At 68.3% G+C, this 15,486-nt stretch carries 13 protein-coding genes and 1 pseudogene; 7 read left to right on the plus strand and 7 right to left on the minus strand.

Features of this window, described 5'->3' with window-relative positions; genetic code table 11:
• Positions 1 to 937 (minus strand): amino acid permease (locus tag JK364_RS51540; protein WP_230993848.1); only part of this gene is annotated, 937 nt, incomplete at its 3' end.
• Positions 934 to 2,178 (minus strand): kynureninase, encoded by a 1,245-nt coding sequence (gene kynU / locus JK364_RS51545; RefSeq protein ID WP_307841684.1) that lies wholly within the window; start codon positions 2,176 to 2,178, stop codon positions 934 to 936. The genes JK364_RS51540 and kynU, both read right to left, overlap by 4 nt.
• A gap of 990 nt (positions 2,179 to 3,168) precedes the next feature.
• Between kynU and JK364_RS51550 the strand changes: the two genes are divergently transcribed.
• The 3 genes and pseudogenes from JK364_RS51550 to JK364_RS56515 all read left to right on the plus strand — a co-directional run.
• The gene (locus tag JK364_RS51550; protein WP_201858401.1) at positions 3,169 to 3,510 is read left to right on the plus strand and encodes a LysR substrate-binding domain-containing protein; all 342 of its coding nucleotides are present in this window, start codon (positions 3,169 to 3,171) and stop codon (positions 3,508 to 3,510) included.
• Positions 3,511 to 3,927: 417 nt separating this feature from the next.
• Complete coding sequence (locus tag JK364_RS51555; protein WP_201858426.1) at positions 3,928 to 6,735, plus strand: SpoIIE family protein phosphatase; 2,808 nt, start codon at positions 3,928 to 3,930, stop codon at positions 6,733 to 6,735.
• 385 nt (positions 6,736 to 7,120) lie between these two features.
• Positions 7,121 to 7,421: pseudogene (locus JK364_RS56515) on the plus strand (transposase); the annotation flags it as partial.
• A gap of 310 nt (positions 7,422 to 7,731) precedes the next feature.
• Here the strand turns inward: JK364_RS56515 and JK364_RS51565 are convergent.
• The gene (locus tag JK364_RS51565; RefSeq protein WP_201858403.1) at positions 7,732 to 8,343 is read right to left on the minus strand and encodes a nucleotidyltransferase domain-containing protein; all 612 of its coding nucleotides are present in this window, start codon (positions 8,341 to 8,343) and stop codon (positions 7,732 to 7,734) included.
• A gap of 196 nt (positions 8,344 to 8,539) precedes the next feature.
• Positions 8,540 to 8,923: a hypothetical protein gene (locus JK364_RS51570; RefSeq protein WP_201858404.1), complete on the minus strand. Its 384-nt coding sequence runs from the start codon at positions 8,921 to 8,923 to the stop codon at positions 8,540 to 8,542.
• 748 nt (positions 8,924 to 9,671) lie between these two features.
• Between JK364_RS51570 and JK364_RS56520 the strand changes: the two genes are divergently transcribed.
• The gene (locus tag JK364_RS56520; RefSeq protein WP_307841686.1) at positions 9,672 to 10,148 is read left to right on the plus strand and encodes a PadR family transcriptional regulator; all 477 of its coding nucleotides are present in this window, start codon (positions 9,672 to 9,674) and stop codon (positions 10,146 to 10,148) included.
• A gap of 108 nt (positions 10,149 to 10,256) precedes the next feature.
• On the plus strand, positions 10,257 to 11,330 hold the full coding sequence (locus tag JK364_RS51580) for a hypothetical protein (RefSeq protein ID WP_201858405.1): 1,074 nt from the start codon (positions 10,257 to 10,259) through the stop codon (positions 11,328 to 11,330).
• 473 nt (positions 11,331 to 11,803) lie between these two features.
• On the opposite strand, the gene JK364_RS51585 is transcribed toward JK364_RS51580, so the two are convergent.
• Positions 11,804 to 12,199: a hypothetical protein gene (locus JK364_RS51585; protein ID WP_201858406.1), complete on the minus strand. Its 396-nt coding sequence runs from the start codon at positions 12,197 to 12,199 to the stop codon at positions 11,804 to 11,806.
• Between the two features lie 40 nt (positions 12,200 to 12,239).
• Between JK364_RS51585 and JK364_RS56525 the strand changes: the two genes are divergently transcribed.
• Both JK364_RS56525 and JK364_RS51595 read left to right on the plus strand, forming a co-directional pair.
• On the plus strand, positions 12,240 to 12,902 hold the full coding sequence (locus tag JK364_RS56525; protein ID WP_307841687.1) for a hypothetical protein: 663 nt from the start codon (positions 12,240 to 12,242) through the stop codon (positions 12,900 to 12,902).
• Entirely contained in the window at positions 12,815 to 13,648 is an 834-nt protein-coding gene (locus tag JK364_RS51595; RefSeq protein WP_201858407.1) for an alpha/beta fold hydrolase, read from the plus strand. Before JK364_RS56525 ends, JK364_RS51595 begins: the two co-directional genes overlap by 88 nt.
• A 114-nt stretch (positions 13,649 to 13,762) precedes the next feature.
• Here the strand turns inward: JK364_RS51595 and JK364_RS51600 are convergent, their stop codons facing one another.
• Positions 13,763 to 14,449: an SDR family NAD(P)-dependent oxidoreductase gene (locus JK364_RS51600; RefSeq protein WP_201858408.1), complete on the minus strand. Its 687-nt coding sequence runs from the start codon at positions 14,447 to 14,449 to the stop codon at positions 13,763 to 13,765.
• A 129-nt stretch (positions 14,450 to 14,578) separates the two neighbouring features.
• The gene (locus JK364_RS51605; RefSeq protein ID WP_230993853.1) at positions 14,579 to 15,268 is read right to left on the minus strand and encodes an MBL fold metallo-hydrolase; all 690 of its coding nucleotides are present in this window, start codon (positions 15,266 to 15,268) and stop codon (positions 14,579 to 14,581) included.
• Between the last annotated feature and the right edge of the window lie 218 nt (positions 15,269 to 15,486).

The following is a 15,486-nucleotide window of genomic DNA, read 5'->3' on the forward strand; positions in this document are numbered from 1 at the left end:
CGGCGGACAGGGCCGTGGTCAGGATGATGAAGTTGGTGACCGAGGCAGCAGCAGGGATGCCCGCAGCATCGAACATCACAACGAACGGACTGTGCTCGGTGGAGTGGTCGCCGGCAAGGGCACGCCAGGGGGTCACAGCGAGCATGATGGCAATGGCGCCCAGGTAGAACAGCGTCAGGCGCACGATCAACGAGCGCAGTGCGGCGCGCAGCGAGGGCCCTGGCTCTTTTGCTTCCGGAGCCGAGATGGCGACGAGTTCGATGCCGGCGAAGCTGAACACCACGATGGACATCGCCAGCCAGATCGCCGTGGTGCCCTCAGGCAGAAACCCGCCGTGCGCCGTCCAGTTACTCACCCCTGTGGCGCGATGATGCGGGAGCCCGAACACGATCAGCACAACACCGATGATGATGAAGGCCACCACGGCGCATGCCTTGATCATGCTCAGCACTGACTCGGTCGTGCCGAAATTGCGTACCCCGATCGCGTTCACGCCAGTGACAGCGACGATGAACATCGTCGCTACCACCCACAACGGGATCTGCGGCCACCAAAAACGCAGATAGATTCCTGCCGCCACCACCTCGCCACCGATGCCCACGATCAACGCAAGCCAGTAGATCCACCGCACCACGAAGCCTGCTGCCGACCCCAGATAGCGTGCCGTGATTGTTCCAAACGACCCCTGCACTGGGAGGGCACTGACCATTTCCCCCAGCGCGAAGGCAACCGTCACCGCGATCAGGGCACCGATCGCATAGCTGATCAGCACGCCAGGGCCTGCCAGCGAGATGGCCCCGCCGGCCCCGAGGAACAGTCCCGTTCCCAGAGCAGACCCCAACCCCAGCAGCGCCATCTGCCGTCGCCCAAGCCCCTGCTGCAGTCCACCCTGGGACGCGCGGTTCTCTCCCCGCGTGGTCTCGGTTTGAGCGGTCATGCCAGTGCCTCCGATGCGAGAATGCGAGTGCGGTCCAGAGCGGTCCACAGGCCGGTGAAGCTGGTGGACAGGGGTGACAGGCCGATCCGTATGCCGTCAGGAGCACGGAAATCGATGATCACTCCGCTGTCGATCAGGATGCGGGCAAGCTCTTCGGCCCGCGGGTGCGACACAGTGACATGACCGCCGCGCAGTGCATCGTCGCGAGGTGAGGCCAGAGTGAAGCCCAAGGGCGTCAGCCAGGCATCACTTAGGGCGATGGCCAGCCGGGTCAGGTCGGTGGACTTCGCGCGGACCTGTTCGATGCCTGCTTCCGACAGTAGTTCCACGCCGGCCATCACACCTGCGAGCCCCGTTATGGCGGGGGTGCCTGACAGCATGGCGCGGATGCCGGGGGCAGCCCGGTACTCCGGCGCCATGGCGTAGAGATCGGCAGCACTCATCCAGCCGGGGATGGGCTGGGCAAGCGTGGGCTGATGCTCGGAACGGACATAAATGAAAGCAGGGGCACCAGGCCCGGCGTTGAGGAACTTGTATGTGCAGCCGACGGCGAAGTCGCTGTCCGTGGCGTCCAGATGCACCGGCACAGAGCCGACGGTGTGGCACAGGTCCCACACCACCATGGCGCCAGCGGCGTGGACGGCCTCGTTGATGGCCCGCATGTCGGCTATATAGGCGGAGCGGTAGGCGACGTGGGAGAGGGTCACGACGGCGGTGCGGTCGCTGAGGGCGTCGATGACCTGCTGAGCGGTGACACCGGCGGCAGGATCGGACTCGATCCAGCGGACCATGAGGCCCTTGTCGCGGGCTATGGACTCGACGATGTAGCGGTCGGTGGGGAAGTTGTCCGTGTCAGTGACAATCTCGCACCTGCCCGGTCGCAGAGAGAGCGCCGCGTGCAACGCCTTGTAAAGGCAGACAGAGGTGGAGTCAGCCAGGATCACCTGACCTGGTTCCGCTCCGAGCGCAGCGCCACCCAGGAGATCGCCGATGCGTTCGGGAAGATGCAGCCAGCCCTCTTGCCATCCCCGGATCATCCGGGAAGACCACTGTGAGGTCACCAGTTCCTGGACGACTTCCAGCGTACGGTGCAGCGGACGTCCGAGGGAATTTCCGTCGAGGTAGGCGACGACGTTGGGATCCTTGATGGGCACGAAGCGGTCCTGAAACGGAGCCAGAGGGTCTTGGCGGTCCATCGAAGCGGCGTTGTCCAGGGACGGCGGTGCGGCAGCAACAGTCACAGCTGGTCCTCTCTTGTAGTGACCCGCCCGTACGCGACAGTGAACGGCTAGGGCGCCACGGGAAACACGAAATATCCGGTCGCTGAGGGCATTGGCAGCTCGCTGCAAATCGCGGCCGTTAGCCCCGCAGTCACCGACCGAGCCGCGCGGCCCGGAAAGTTCAGCTGATCGTAGGTAGGGGTGCTGAACGCGGCACACGGTTGCGTGCATAGCCCTGTCGTTCAAGCGCACCGGGACCATGCCCGCCGCTAGTGCCGCGTCAGCCAAGGTTCGCCCCGCTCGCCGCCCTGGCACGGCCATCTGCGGCGTTGCCGAATCAGCCGAGTAGGCCCACTACGAGGCCGATCCGGCGCCTTGCAGCTGACCGCACCAGGACGCCCTCGCCACCGGGCAAACCTTGACTGACGCGGCACTAGCTTGACTCTGTCGGGAAGGCGATGGCCGTGAAGACATGCCACAGGTGGGCCTTCGGCTGCCCCGGTAGCGCCAGCGGCGCATACCGTGTCCATGGGCGAACTCGTTGACGCTGCTCGACTCCAGAGCGGACCGCGTACCGGGCCTGCCAGTCGGGCGTCTGCTGCCCACCGCGGACGCGGCTGGCACTCGCCCTTGGCGAACCGGGCTACGATCAGCGGCGCCGCGGTGGGCGAGTAGGTCGGGTAGGGGCCGTGCCATCTCCAGCTGACCTGGCCCTGGGGACAGGTGGCCTGCCGGCGGTCGAAGTCGACGTGGAAGTCGTCCGGCAGAGGCATTCCTCGGGGGCGTGTCGCGGTCGCTGAGGGAGGCGGGGTGAGCGTGACCAGCAACGGCAGGCTGCGGTGCCGGCCACCAGGTGCCGCTTGCGCGGCCGTTGTTCTCATGGGCGGTAGCGGGAGACGAACGGCCAGCCAGTGGGCCCCGGCTGGAGCCGTTGTTGCCGCTGGGCGTCAAGCCGGGTCGTCCGCCGGTGTGGACGCGCCGGCAGCTGATCGACGGCATACGGTGGCGAACGTGGACTGCGGACGAGCCGATGTCCTGCTCGGCCTCCCACATAGCGGACGCTGCCTGGAGCGGTTGGTTCAGTCCGTGGTCATCCGGCCGAGGGTGCGGCACCGGAGCACCGGGTTCGAGACGGTCCGGGCGATGGTCGCGGGCGGGATGGCGTGGTCGGTGCTGAACCAGCGACCGGTCCACTCCATGACCTACGACGGCGGGGAGGTGGTCACCCTCGAACTCGAGGAACCGTTTGAGCCGCTGCCCCTCGTCCTGGCCTCGATGAAGGGCGTGCGGCTCACGCGCCGGGCGCAGGCATTCATCCGCTCTGCCGGGCGTGCCGTGCGCCTCGCTGGTTGACCGCGCACGCGACCGCGTCGGTCGGGCCAGCCGGTGCACCGCCGCGCCGACCACCATGGTCAGGCGGGTCCGGGCGCCGGAACACCGCCTGCGCCGCTCCACCGGGAGCCGCGTTTCGCGTCTTCCGACCACGTCAGGGAGGGACGGGCCGACGCCATCGTTCTTGAGGCGCCCGGAGGTGACGAGCCCGTGTGTGGGCATCCGTGGGGCGGGGCGAGCCGACTTCACCTCGGCACCCTCGGCGCTCTCTCCGGGCCCGCCAGCGCCGTCAGTAGCCTCGATCAGCGGATAACTCACCGTGGTTGTCAGGTGACTCTTTGGGAAGATCTGCACCTGATTCATGGCGATTCCAATATTGGTAACAATGGGGTTATGTCCGGACGCTTTAGTCAATTCTCTATTCCAGGGCTTCGCGCGATGACAGGCCAACGTCCACGTGGTCGAGGTGGGCGTCGGGTTCTCGGACGCGAGCAATACCGCCGAAACAGGGACGAGCACGGGTCCCCGCCGATATCTCCGGAACCGCGCTTGCGCTCGATACTGAGCGTGCACAGCGTTGCAGGCCAGGTGTTCTTCCTCCTGGCTGCGGCCGCGGTACTGCTGATCGCCGCAGCGGTGGTGGCGCTGGTGTTGCAGGCCGGACATGACAGCAGGAACGACGCCACGCGCCGGTCAATCGCTGCCGCCCAGGGGTTCGCGGCCGCTCCGGGTACTGCGGCCGCGTTGACCAGTGCCCACCCGACCGCGGCGCTGCAGCCACATGTGGTGAAGGCCCAGAAGCAGTCCGGTGTCGATTTCGTCGTGGTGATGTCTCCAGACGGCATCCGCTACGCGAGTGATGACCCGGCTCTGATCGGATCGCGTTCTTTCGGTGATTACCAGCGGGCGGCGGCAGGCAAATCACTCACGCGTATGGCCAGATTTCAAGGTGTTGACTACGTGCGGACACTCACCCCGGTCAGGGCGGCTGACGGTTCGGTCGTCGGCGTCATGTCGGTAGGGGTCAGGGTCCAGCGCGTCAACGATGCGGTGCAGCGCCAGCTGCCAGTCCTCCTCGGTTCCGGAGCCGGCGCGCTGGTCCTGGCCGCGGGTGGCTCGGCGCTGGTGGGCCGACGGCTGCTGCGCCAGACCCACGGCCTGGGTCCGGTCGAGATGACGCGGATGTACGAGCACCACGACGCGGTGCTGCACGCGGTCCGGGAGGGAGTATTGATCATCGGGGGTGACAAGCGGCTGCTGCTGGCTAATGACGAGGCCCGGCGGCTGCTGGGCCTGCCGCCGGACGCGGAGGGGCGCCGCGTCGCCGACCTCGGTATGGAACCGGGCATGACTGAGTTGCTGGGTTCCGGGCGGGCGGCGACCGACGAGGTGCGCCTGGCTGGGGACCGGCTGCTGGCCATCAACACCCGGCCAACCGACCCCAAGGGAGGGCCGCCGGGCAGCGTGGCGACCCTGCGGGACACCACTGAGCTGCAGGCTCTGGCGGGCCGGGCGGCGGTGGCGCGAGAGCGGCTGACGCTGCTGTACGAGGCCGGGGTGCGGATCGGGACCACGCTGGATGTGGTGCGCACGGCGGAGGAACTGGCGGAGGTGGCCATCTCGCGGTTCGCCGACGTGGCCACGGTCGACCTGCTGGAGCCGGTGTTGCGCGGGGAGGAGCCGGCCGGGGCAAGTACGGAGCTCCATCGCGCGGCCGTCCGCAGTATCAGGGGTGAACCGCCGCTCCACCTGGTGGAGGAGCTCATCCGGTTCGCCCCCTCCACTCCGCAAGCATCGGCGGTCCACAACGGACGCGCGGTGCTGGAGGCCGATCTGAAGTCTGCGCCTGGATGGCAGCTCCAGGATCCGGAGCGGGCCCGGAGCATCCTGGAGTTCGGCATCCACTCGTTGATCACGGTGCCGCTGCAGGCGCGGGACGTGGTGCTGGGCATGGTCAACTTCTGGCGGGCGGACACGCCGGAGCCGTTTGGGGAGGAGGATGTGTCTTTCGCCGAGGAGCTCACCGCGCGGGCGGCGGTGTCCATAGACAACGCCCGCCGCTTCACCCGCGAACACACCACGGCCGTCACCCTGCAGCGTAGGCTGCTGCCCCGCGCTCTCCCCGAGCAGCCCGCCGTGGAGGTTGACCACCGCTACCTGCCGGCCCGAGCCGGGGTGGGCGGGGACTGGTTCGACGTCCTCCCGCTGCCCGGCGCCCGGGTGGCGCTGGTCGTGGGCGATGTGGTGGGGCACGGCCTGCACGCGGCGGCGACGATGGGTCGACTGCGTACTGCCGTGCACAACTTCTCCACCCTCGATCTGCCGCCCGACGAGCTGCTGGGCCACCTCGACGACCTGGTCACCCGGATCGATGCCGACGAAGCAGCCGAGAGCGAGGAGCCGAGCATTACCGGCGCCACCTGCCTGTATGCCATCTACGACTCCGTTGCCGGCCGCTGCACCGTGGCCAGGGCTGGTCATCCCGGGCCCGCTCTCGTTCTCCCCGACGGCACCGTGGATTTCCCCGAGGTGCCCGCCTCCCTCCCGCTGGGCCTGGGTGGGGAGCCCTTCGAGACCGTCGAGCTTCAGCTGACTGAGGGGAGCCAGCTGGTCCTGTTCACCGACGGGCTGATCGAAGATCGCGGCCGTGACATCGACGTCGGCCTCGGCCTCCTGCGCGATGCCCTGGCCAATCATCCGGGGAGGGGTCCGCACGAGACCTGCCAGGCCGTCTTCGATGTCGTGTTCCCTGCCTGCCCCAGGGACGACGTCGCCCTGCTGGTGGCCCGCACCCGCCTGCTGGACCCGGCCCGGATCGCCCACTGGGATGTGCCCTCGGACCCCGCGGCGGTGGCGCCGGTGCGTGCCGCGTGCGGACGGCAGCTGCAGGCGTGGGGACTGGAGGAGATCGCCTACACCACCGGGTTGATCCTCAGCGAGCTGATCACCAACGCCATCCGCTACGGCACCCAGCCCATCACCGTGCGCCTACTGTACGACCGGTCCCTGATCTGCGAAGTCTCCGATGGCAGCAGCACCTCGCCGCACCTGCGGCGCGCCGCCGCCACCGACGAGGGCGGCCGCGGGTTGTTCCTCATCGCCCAGCTCGCCGAGCGCTGGGGCACCCGCTACACCTCGCGTGGCAAGGTCATCTGGACCGAACAGGCCCTCCACGACGGGGGTGCGGAGCCGAGCGGGGACCTGGGCCGCATCCTGCTGGATCAATGGACCGACGAAGCGCTGTGACAGGCGATGCCTGAGGTGGCGGTGACACCGGGTTAAGGTGTTGCGCTCCTTGTTGTAGCCCTTCTTGCACACGTCGCGGTGGACGGCCGACAGTCCCGCGCCAAGACGATCTACGGGAACACGCCCCGCTGCGGGAGCGAAACCCATGGATTGATCACCAATGGATAGGCGTTCGAAGGGCTAGGGTCCGTCTTCGAAGATCACTTCGTGATGGATCATGGTGGGTGTGATACGTCGTCATGAACTCACCGATCACGAGTGGGAGTTACTCGCTCCGCTGATACCGCGAGCCGTTCGACTCCACCGTCGTCCGCGCCCACCAGCACGCCGCCTCCACCGGACGAAAAAGGGGCAGCTGCGGACGGACGAACCGGACGATCACGCCCTCGGCCGATCCCGAGGCGGACTGACCAGCAAAATCCACCTCGCCTGTGACGGCAAGGGCCGCCCTCTCGCGATCCTCATCACGCCGGGCCAACGCCACGACAGCGTCTGCGCACACCCGCTCCTGGAACGCATCCGCGTGCCCTGCACCGGCCCGGGGCAGGCCGCGCTGCCGCCCAGATCGCGTCATCGCCGACAAGGCATACAGCTCCCGCGGCTTCCGCGCCTACCTGCGCCGCCGCGGCATCACGCACACCATCCCGGAGAAGACCGACCAGCAGCGCCACCGGCTGGGCCCCGGCCGCCACCTCCTACGAAGCGGCGGTCAGTCTCGCGTCATTGCTGCTCTGGGCAAGATCCGTTTGAAGACGGACCCGCACCAGGCGGCGGGACGGCCAAGTCAGCCGATGGTGTACAGCCGCGGACACCGGAGCGCGGACAGGACGGCGTCGCCGGTCAGTGGTCCACCTCCGCTCACGCGGAGAGCGCGCAATGGACACCGTCGTCACGAGCACCGTCGCCGGTTCGCCTCCATCTGTGCGAAGCAGCCAGCTACCACACACGGTGATCTGCAAGCTTCTCCGACAAGCACCGGCCGTACCAGCCTCGGATTCACGCCTCCAAGCGCTTGTTCCAAGGGTGAGGCCCGTACGTCTGTGTGATCGCGTCAGCGAGCCATCGACGTTGCTGTTCCGTTAGCAACGGCAATACCGCGTCGAAGTCTTCTTCGTCCTTAGGCCGTGGCGCCTTGGCCTTGTAGTAGAGCTGCACGTCCGGGGCCAGAAAGGGAATGCCGGCGGCCGAAGTCATCCCTAGCGTGCTGATCGGCCTACGCACTTGGGAGTCACGCCGTGACACCCATTCGTGACCGCAGGACTCATCGAGCATGACCTGGATGCGCCAAGGATGATCTGGACCAGGTCGGCACCAGATGTCGTGAACGCCCAGAGACAGGACCTCATCCGGCATCCACGGACGCAGGCTCCCCGGCGGATCAGCGCACCACCACTGCCAGCCCGCCAGAGCCTGCTGGGCCACGAGTTGGTCCTGGCGAAGCAGGAGGACGTCGATGTCGTCATGGCTTCGGATCGGATGGCCCACCGCGAGCTCGATCGCCAGCCCTCCGGCTACCCACCAACCAGCTTCCAGACCGGAGAAACTCGCGACGACTTCCGTCAAAGGAGAGGGATCCCACCGGCCGAAGGGAGCCTGAGCATGTGTCATGCCGCTCATCATCCCCTGATCCAGTATCGTCCGGGCCCCTGCCGGCCGCCCACGCGGAGAGCACCCTTCGCGACCTGCAGCGTCAGAGGCCCTTTGCGTCTTCTTGAATCAGGGGCGGCTGTCGTGCACGGACCACAACGTATCGCTCGCCTCTGTCAAGGCGGGGATCAGTGGGCTGGTCCAGATGCCGGGGACGTCACAAGCGCCAGCGCTCGGGAGCGACGTCGTGGTGGGTAAGGAATCTCTCCATGGCGGTCGAGAGCGGTGGCTGGATCTTGAACTCCTTGCCATAGATCTCCTCCAGGTCTGCCCACGCCTGATCGGCGAGGCCTCTTCCTCGCTCGAAGGGGTGGATCCAGAACCAGTCCAGCCAACGCTCTCCGTCCTGGCCGCTCAGCCCGGCAGCGCCAGCGGCGATCGGGAACGTCGCCTGGACTCTCTGTGCGTCGAAGAGGACGACCTCGAGTGTGGGATCGCCAGCGTATAGACGGCTGTGCTGCGCGGCGAAAGGCACCGAGTCGAAGCCCAGTTCCTGCTTGACGTACTTTCCGAAGATCTCCACGACCTTGCGCAGGCGCATGTCATGAGTGGCGGGAATCAAGGCGTGGCCGCGTCGCTTGTCGGCGTGGAGCAGTGGAAACATCTCAATGGCGAAGCGAGCTCGGCGCCCGTGGGGACCGGGCCAGCCGCGTTCAGGGGCGTCGGGCGAGGGCGTCGGTGAGCAGCGTGAGCATGCGTGGACGACCGGCGGGCGATGCCGCCTCTGTCGGCATCAGGGCGTCGGGAGATGACGGGCATCGCAGGCGGCGCACGGTTTGCTGCCCGGCCGGGTGAGCTCGCGCAGCGCCTGGTCGAGCGTACGGAATCCTGGCCGTTGCAGCGATCGTCATCTGGCTCCGAGACATCGTCCAAGAGCCATCAGAAACGACCTAAGCCGACGACTCCGCAGGACCAGGCGATGTTCGCGGCTCCGCGGAGCGTCGACGTGATCGTGCGTCAGGCGAAGGAGGACGGGGGCGTGGTGGGCCCTGCGTACTTGACATCTCCACTAGTCTGATATTCAGAATAGTGGGAGAGCGCGAACAGTCGGGCAGCGGGCCTGGGAGGGCTCCGGGCCTCCTGCCCATGTCCCCCTGGCTGCTGATCACTGCAGGCGCCCGGCATCCGGAACGGCGGATGCCGGAGTCCGGGCCGGCAGGTGGCCGGACGGACCGGTGGGCGTATCCCCGTCGGCCCCGGGGGGCATCCCGCTCGGGCGGGCGGACGAGGGCATATACGGCAAGGAAGGGGACGGTCGGACAGTGGCGGCGGACACCAAGGGGGCGTGGGTGCGGGCAGTGCTCCCGCTCTGCCTGCTCGGCGCACTGCGGTACGAGGAGAGTTACGGCTACGCGCTCCTTCAGCAACTGACCGCGGCTGGGTTGGAGTCCGTCAAGCCGGCGACGCTGTACCCGGCGCTGAACCGGCTCGCTGAGGACGGCGCGGTGGAGGTCCACTGGCGCGCGGGCGAGGGCGGGCCGGGACGCAAGTGCTACCGCATCACGCAGGTCGGCCGGGAGCGGCTCGACGCGGAGTGGTCGGCGTGGGAGAACTTCGGCGCGTCCGTCTCCCGCCTGCTGACCGGCCCGGTTCCGGCATCCTCCCCACCCGGTGCCACAGCCCCACCCGGGGCCCCTGCCGCGCACCCGGCACCCACCGCAATCCCGGACGCCGTCGGCGCACGGCCGCTTGGGGCTGGGCCACACGGGAGCGGGCCCGCCGACATGCAGCCGACCGACGCACAACAGCCCGGCGTGAGCACATGACCCCGCGCCGGCGCACCAGCGCACCGGCCGACCGGACACCGTCCGCACCGTGGACTGCACCGGCCGGCAGACCCTGGGGACCGACGGATGACGAGGACAGGACCGAAGGTGACAACACAGCAGCAGAGGCTCGGGCAGGACGACCCCGAACAGTCGGGGAGCGAGGTGGCGACCCGAACGTGGCCCCGGGAGGAGGACGAGCGGTGGGCGGCCAGGTTCCGGCTCCGTCTGCTCCTGCGGCACGACCCCCCGGACGGGCTGGACGACCAGGTGGTCGACGAGGTGTACGAGGCCGTCACCGAATCCGGCCGCAGCGCGCACGAACTCTTCGGTGATGCCGACGACTTCGCCGCCCAGGTGGCCGCCGAACGGATCGACGACGCGTACCGGAGCCGCCGCGACATGCACGGCATCACGCCCGGCGAGGGTTTCCGCGGGGGACTGCTCGTCCTCGGCGCGGTCGGCGTGTTGCTGTCTCTGCACGGCTGGTTCAGCAGCGGCCTGGAGTTCACGATCGGCTGGCCGGCGCTCGCCGGCACCCCCCTGATCGGCACGGTGGTGTTACTGACCGTCGTCGCGCTGACGCTGCGAACCGCGGGTCGCCCGCGCGGGGCGTGGACGGCGATCGTCGGAGCCGTCGTGATGGTGCCGGTTGCCGCCCTGGCCATCGCCTCCCTCCCTGACGGGCCGCTGTTCTCCGCGCCGGCGCCCGTCGTGGTGGCCCTCTTCGCGCTGCCCGCCGTGATCGGTTGGCTGCTGCCGGAGGAACGGGTAAGTCGCTGGTTCAACGGCCCGGAGGCGGCACACCACGACGACGAGGCGTGGCTGCGCCGGCTCGATGGGGTACTGCGGGGCGCGTACGGCTTGTCCTCGAGGCAGGCTCAGGCCCATGTCGAGGAGGCCCGCGCTCATCTGGCCGCCTCCGGCGGAGAAGCCCACGAACAGTTCGGACCCCCGCAGGTGTACGCGCTGCGGCTGGCCGACGGGCCTGGCGCGTCCCGCCGTGCGGCCCGCCGGAAGCTGAGGTCCGGCCTACTGTTCCTGCCCGTCGTGGCCATCGCCCTCTCGGTGGTCATCGACGATCCCGATCCAGGCTCCCTCTCCACCTGGGTGCTGCCCGCCGCAGCCCTCCTGTGGGCCTGGTCCCTGTGGAGCCACTACCGCGACACCCGCTCGCCCTGACCCCGGCCGACCGCACCCCACATCGGGTCCCGCCCCGTTATGTTTTTCGCGGTCCTGCAAGAGGGCCGCTGGCCTCCGGGGCCAGCTTCACTGATCTGGTAAACGTGCAGGTCATAGGGGGGTCGGCTCTTCGGGGTCGGGCCCCCTTCTCGTTTCGTGCTGGTTCGGTGCTGACCCGGAAACACCCCTCGTCACCCGTCAGCACCTCTCCCGTGCTGGTCTGGTGCTGACCCTGGGGCAGGCCGGGCTCACTGAGCCTTTGCCAACTCGCTGCGTGCTCTGATCAGTTGGTTCGACAGATGAGTGAAGCCCCTGGCAGACGGGGTCACGACCAAGATCACCCGGTACTCACCAGTCCTTCTGGCCCCTGTCGGGAACGCCTTGCCGGCGTGAAAACATGATCGCGGCGCCCGCTCGCCGGCTCCTGTAGCTCGTTGGGACGCCAAGCCCGCAGGTCAGCTCCCGCCTCCGCCTCACCGGGGTCGCTGGTCTCGGGGAAGGCCGGGATTCGTGCAGGCCCGCTCTGCCTCCTGGCGCTTGAGGTAGTCGCTGGGATCCCCCGGCTCCTCAAGCTCGTTCATGTGGGTGATCTCCCAGTCGGCGTGCTCCACCGCGCGGGATCGCATCTCATGGCCGATGGACATGCACGCCACCCGCACCGGGGTGTTCTTGGCCTCGCGGTAAGCCATGTCGTACAGCGGCTCCCAGTCCGGCCAGGTCACTACCTGCACGGCTTCCGGCTGATGTGCCGGGAGCCACGCCGTCACATGCGCCTCGCGGCGCAGCTGGGAGGGCCACCTGGGGAGCTGGGCGCCGATGTGGGCCGCCACCTCCGACCAGCGCAGCTCGTAGACCAGCTCGGCGGGCATTCAACGGCTCGCCGCGCGCCTCGACGACGTCCCGATCGGTGTGTTCACCGCCGACTGGAGCCTGGTGTGGTGGAACACCATGTGGAGCGCCATGCACGGCGACCCCGCCGTCATCCCGACCGCAGAACGGAACCTTGCCCGCGCGCTCTTCGGCTATGGCGCCGCGCACGCCTCGATGCTTCCCCTGACGGCGTCGGCGTATGTCCCGCCTGGGGTCGGCCACGCGGGCCTGACCCACCGTGGGCCGTCGAGCACGCTCCCGGAAGCATGCTCGACACGGTTCGCCCTCGCCACCGGCGGCGTAAGCGAGTGCCCCACCGTTGTTCTGCGCTGTCGGGCCAGGGATGTGCGCAGTGAGCACATCCAGGTTGCTGCGGAATTTGCCAAGCTGTCGGCGAGTGATCAACCCGCGGGTGGCGGAAGGACCGTCTGCCCCGCGGGGCCGAGGGTCAGACGGGATGGAACCTCCCAGACCACGGCGGAGGAGTCCCGCGGGTCGCCCATCCGGGCGAATGGCGCCAAGCGGCGGTCCGCACCACGGGCGGCGACGGCGGGCTGCCGCCGTACCGATCCCGCCCTTCCCACCACCGCATCGCTTTCATCAAGGAGACCGTCATGTCGTACATCACCGTCGGCCGCGAGAACAGCACCGGCATCGACATCTACTACGAGGACCACGGGTCGGGACAGCCGGTTCTGCTGATCCACGGCTACCCGCTCAACGGCGATTCCTGGGAGAGGCAGACCAAGGCCCTTCTGGAGGCCGGGTACCGCGTCATCACCTACGACCGCCGCGGCTTCGGCAGGTCCGGCCGCCCCACCGCCGGTTACGACTACGACACCTTCGCCGCCGACCTCAACACCCTTATGGAGACCTTGGAACTGACCGACACCGTGCTGGTCGGTTTCTCCATGGGCACCGGCGAAGTCGCCCGCTACCTCGCGACGTACGGCTCCGGCCGCGTGGCCAAGGCCGCTTTCCTGGCCTCTCTGGAGCCCTTCCTCCTCAAGACCGACGACAACCCCACCGGAGTCGACGGGAGCGTCTTCGAAGGCATCCTGGAAGCCGTCTCCAAAGATCGCTACGCCTACTTCACCGACTTCTACCGGGACTTCTACAACCTCGACGAAAACCTCGGCACCCGCATCAGCGACGAGGCCGTCCGCGCCAGCTGGAACACGGCGGCCGGGGCCTCCCCCCACGCCTCCAGCGCCTGCGTCCCCACCTGGACGACCGACTTCCGCGGCGACGTGTCCAAGATCGACGTGCCGGCGCTCATCCTGCACGGCACAGGCGACCGCATTCTGCCCATCGACGCCACCGGCCGCCCCTTCCACCAGGCCGTACCCCACGCCGACTACACCGAGATCGAGGGCGCCCCGCACGGGCTCCTGTGGACACACTCCGACGAAGTCAACACCGCGCTCCTCACCTTCCTCGCCGAGTAACCCCCCTCCCGCAGCGCGCAGGGACCCGCCGGCACGTGCGTGCCGACGGGCCCCTGCCGCGTACCGAACGCTGACGGTACGGTCCACCGTGTGGGTCTCACATCAGGCACTCCCTCATGCGACGAGGAGCCCGCCGTCGACATGGAGATCATGCGCGTTCATGCCCGTGTTGCGCAGGAGGAAGTCGGTGGCGTCGGCTATCTCGGCCCTCGTCACCAGCCGCCCGGTGGGGGTGCGCCGTTCATGCGGATGATCCGTGACCTCCTGCCACCTGGGGCTGTCTCCGACCACGCCGGGGTGCAGGGCGTTGATCCTGTGTGGTGCCAGCTCGACGGCGAGGGTTTTGACCAGACCTGACAGCCCGGCATTGAAGGTGGTCACCATGGTGGAGCCGGGGTAGGGGCGTTCCTTCGCCATGCCGCCGAAGAGCACGACGGAGGCGGCCGGATGGAAGCGGTCCCGCAACGCACGAACCGCTTCGGCGTACCCGACGAGTTTGATGGTCACGGAGCGGACAGCGTCTTCGACATCGAACTCGGCCAAGGAGTTCGGTGCGGGATCCATGGCCGTGAGGACGAGTTGGTCGACCTCGGTGACGCTGGCGAGGGCCGGGAGGATCGTCTCGGGCTGGGCAAGGTCGACGGCCAGGCCGCGGGTCGCGCCGCCGATCCTCTCCGCGGTCGCCTGTGCCCTCGCTCGGTCACGGCTGGTGACGACGACGGAATCGCCGCGGTCGGCGAATCGGCGGGCGACTTCACGTCCGAGACCGCCGCTGCCGCCAATGACAACTGACGTGGTCATGCTTTCCCTTCGGGTAGGTAAATGGGGTGCTAAGACGCGCGGGGAACCAGGAGCCCCGGTGTACGGATGAGTTGGCTGCACCAACCTCGGCCGGGCCGCACGTCGCAGATCCGGGGCGGCTGCGGCCCGTTACCGTTCCCCCGGGGACATCCTGAATCCCGGCCTCGCGCAGGGCCGCCGTTGGCGGGGCGTCAGATACTCATGGTTGGCGGCCCACTCCAGCCTGCGCCGCCGCGTTGTGCGCGCCTGTTTCTCGTCTTCCTCGAAGCAACTGTCGAACTCGGGGTGTTCGAGCTGCAACGGCGTGTGCAGCAGATCGCCGGCGAACACCGCTCTGTCGCCTCCCGACTGCAGCCGGACCACGGAGGAGCCGGGGGGGTGACCGGGGGCGAGGTCCAGCGTCAGGTTGCCGTCGATGGTATGGCTGCGGGTGTTCCAGCCGACGTGATCGTTGTGCAGATGGGTGTTCACGACGATGTCGACGTCCTGCGGGCGCACCCCGGCTCGGGACAGGCGACGCAGGAAGCCGGTGTCCCGGTACTGCCACGTCTTCGCGTACGGGCGGAACTTGTCGTTTCCGGCACCTGTGTCGATCAGGATCGCCCTGCCTTCGCTGCGCAGCACCCACGTCTGCAGCGCGATGCGGACGGCGTCCGTGTCGGGGTTCCAGAAGTCCGGACTGAGCCAGGAGCGATTCTGCCGCCACAGTTTCTCCGGGCTGTCCGGGAAGAACTCACGCGACGTCATTCCCACCGGGCCCGTGTACTCCGCTACGCGGCTGATGGTGACATTGCCGAGCGTGATCGTGGACGCCTGCATCGCCTGCTCGGAGGTGGCGGCGGGTGTGCCATGGGTGCCGCTGGTGAGCGCCCGACCGCCATCGAGCAGCGCGGCCGCCCCGAACCCTGCGCTGATGCCCGCTGCGGCTCCTATGAATCCGCGCCGGTTCATGGGGCGTAGAGGCTGGTCACTGTGCATCGCTCGGCTCCTGTCACAGAAGAGGGTGGGGTCACCAGCGGAATGATCGCTTCGTGCTC

This window comes from Streptomyces endocoffeicus (assembly GCF_016741935.1).
Classification (GTDB): Bacteria; Actinomycetota; Actinomycetes; order Streptomycetales; family Streptomycetaceae; genus Streptomyces; species Streptomyces endocoffeicus.

Coding starts and splice junctions, on each gene's coding strand:
- JK364_RS51570 (WP_201858404.1), bottom strand. CDS start 8,923: ATGCGCCTGCGCAAGGTCGTGGAGATCTTCGGAAAGTACGTCAAGCAG.
- JK364_RS51600 (WP_201858408.1), bottom strand. CDS start 14,449: ATGACCACGTCAGTTGTCATTGGCGGCAGCGGCGGTCTCGGACGTGAA.
- JK364_RS51555 (WP_201858426.1), top strand. CDS start 3,928: ATGACAGGCCAACGTCCACGTGGTCGAGGTGGGCGTCGGGTTCTCGGA.
- JK364_RS51585 (WP_201858406.1), bottom strand. CDS start 12,199: ATGCCCGCCGAGCTGGTCTACGAGCTGCGCTGGTCGGAGGTGGCGGCC.
- JK364_RS51565 (WP_201858403.1), bottom strand. CDS start 8,343: ATGACACATGCTCAGGCTCCCTTCGGCCGGTGGGATCCCTCTCCTTTG.
- JK364_RS51605 (WP_230993853.1), bottom strand. CDS start 15,268: ATGCAGGCGTCCACGATCACGCTCGGCAATGTCACCATCAGCCGCGTA.
- JK364_RS51595 (WP_201858407.1), top strand. CDS start 12,815: ATGTCGTACATCACCGTCGGCCGCGAGAACAGCACCGGCATCGACATC.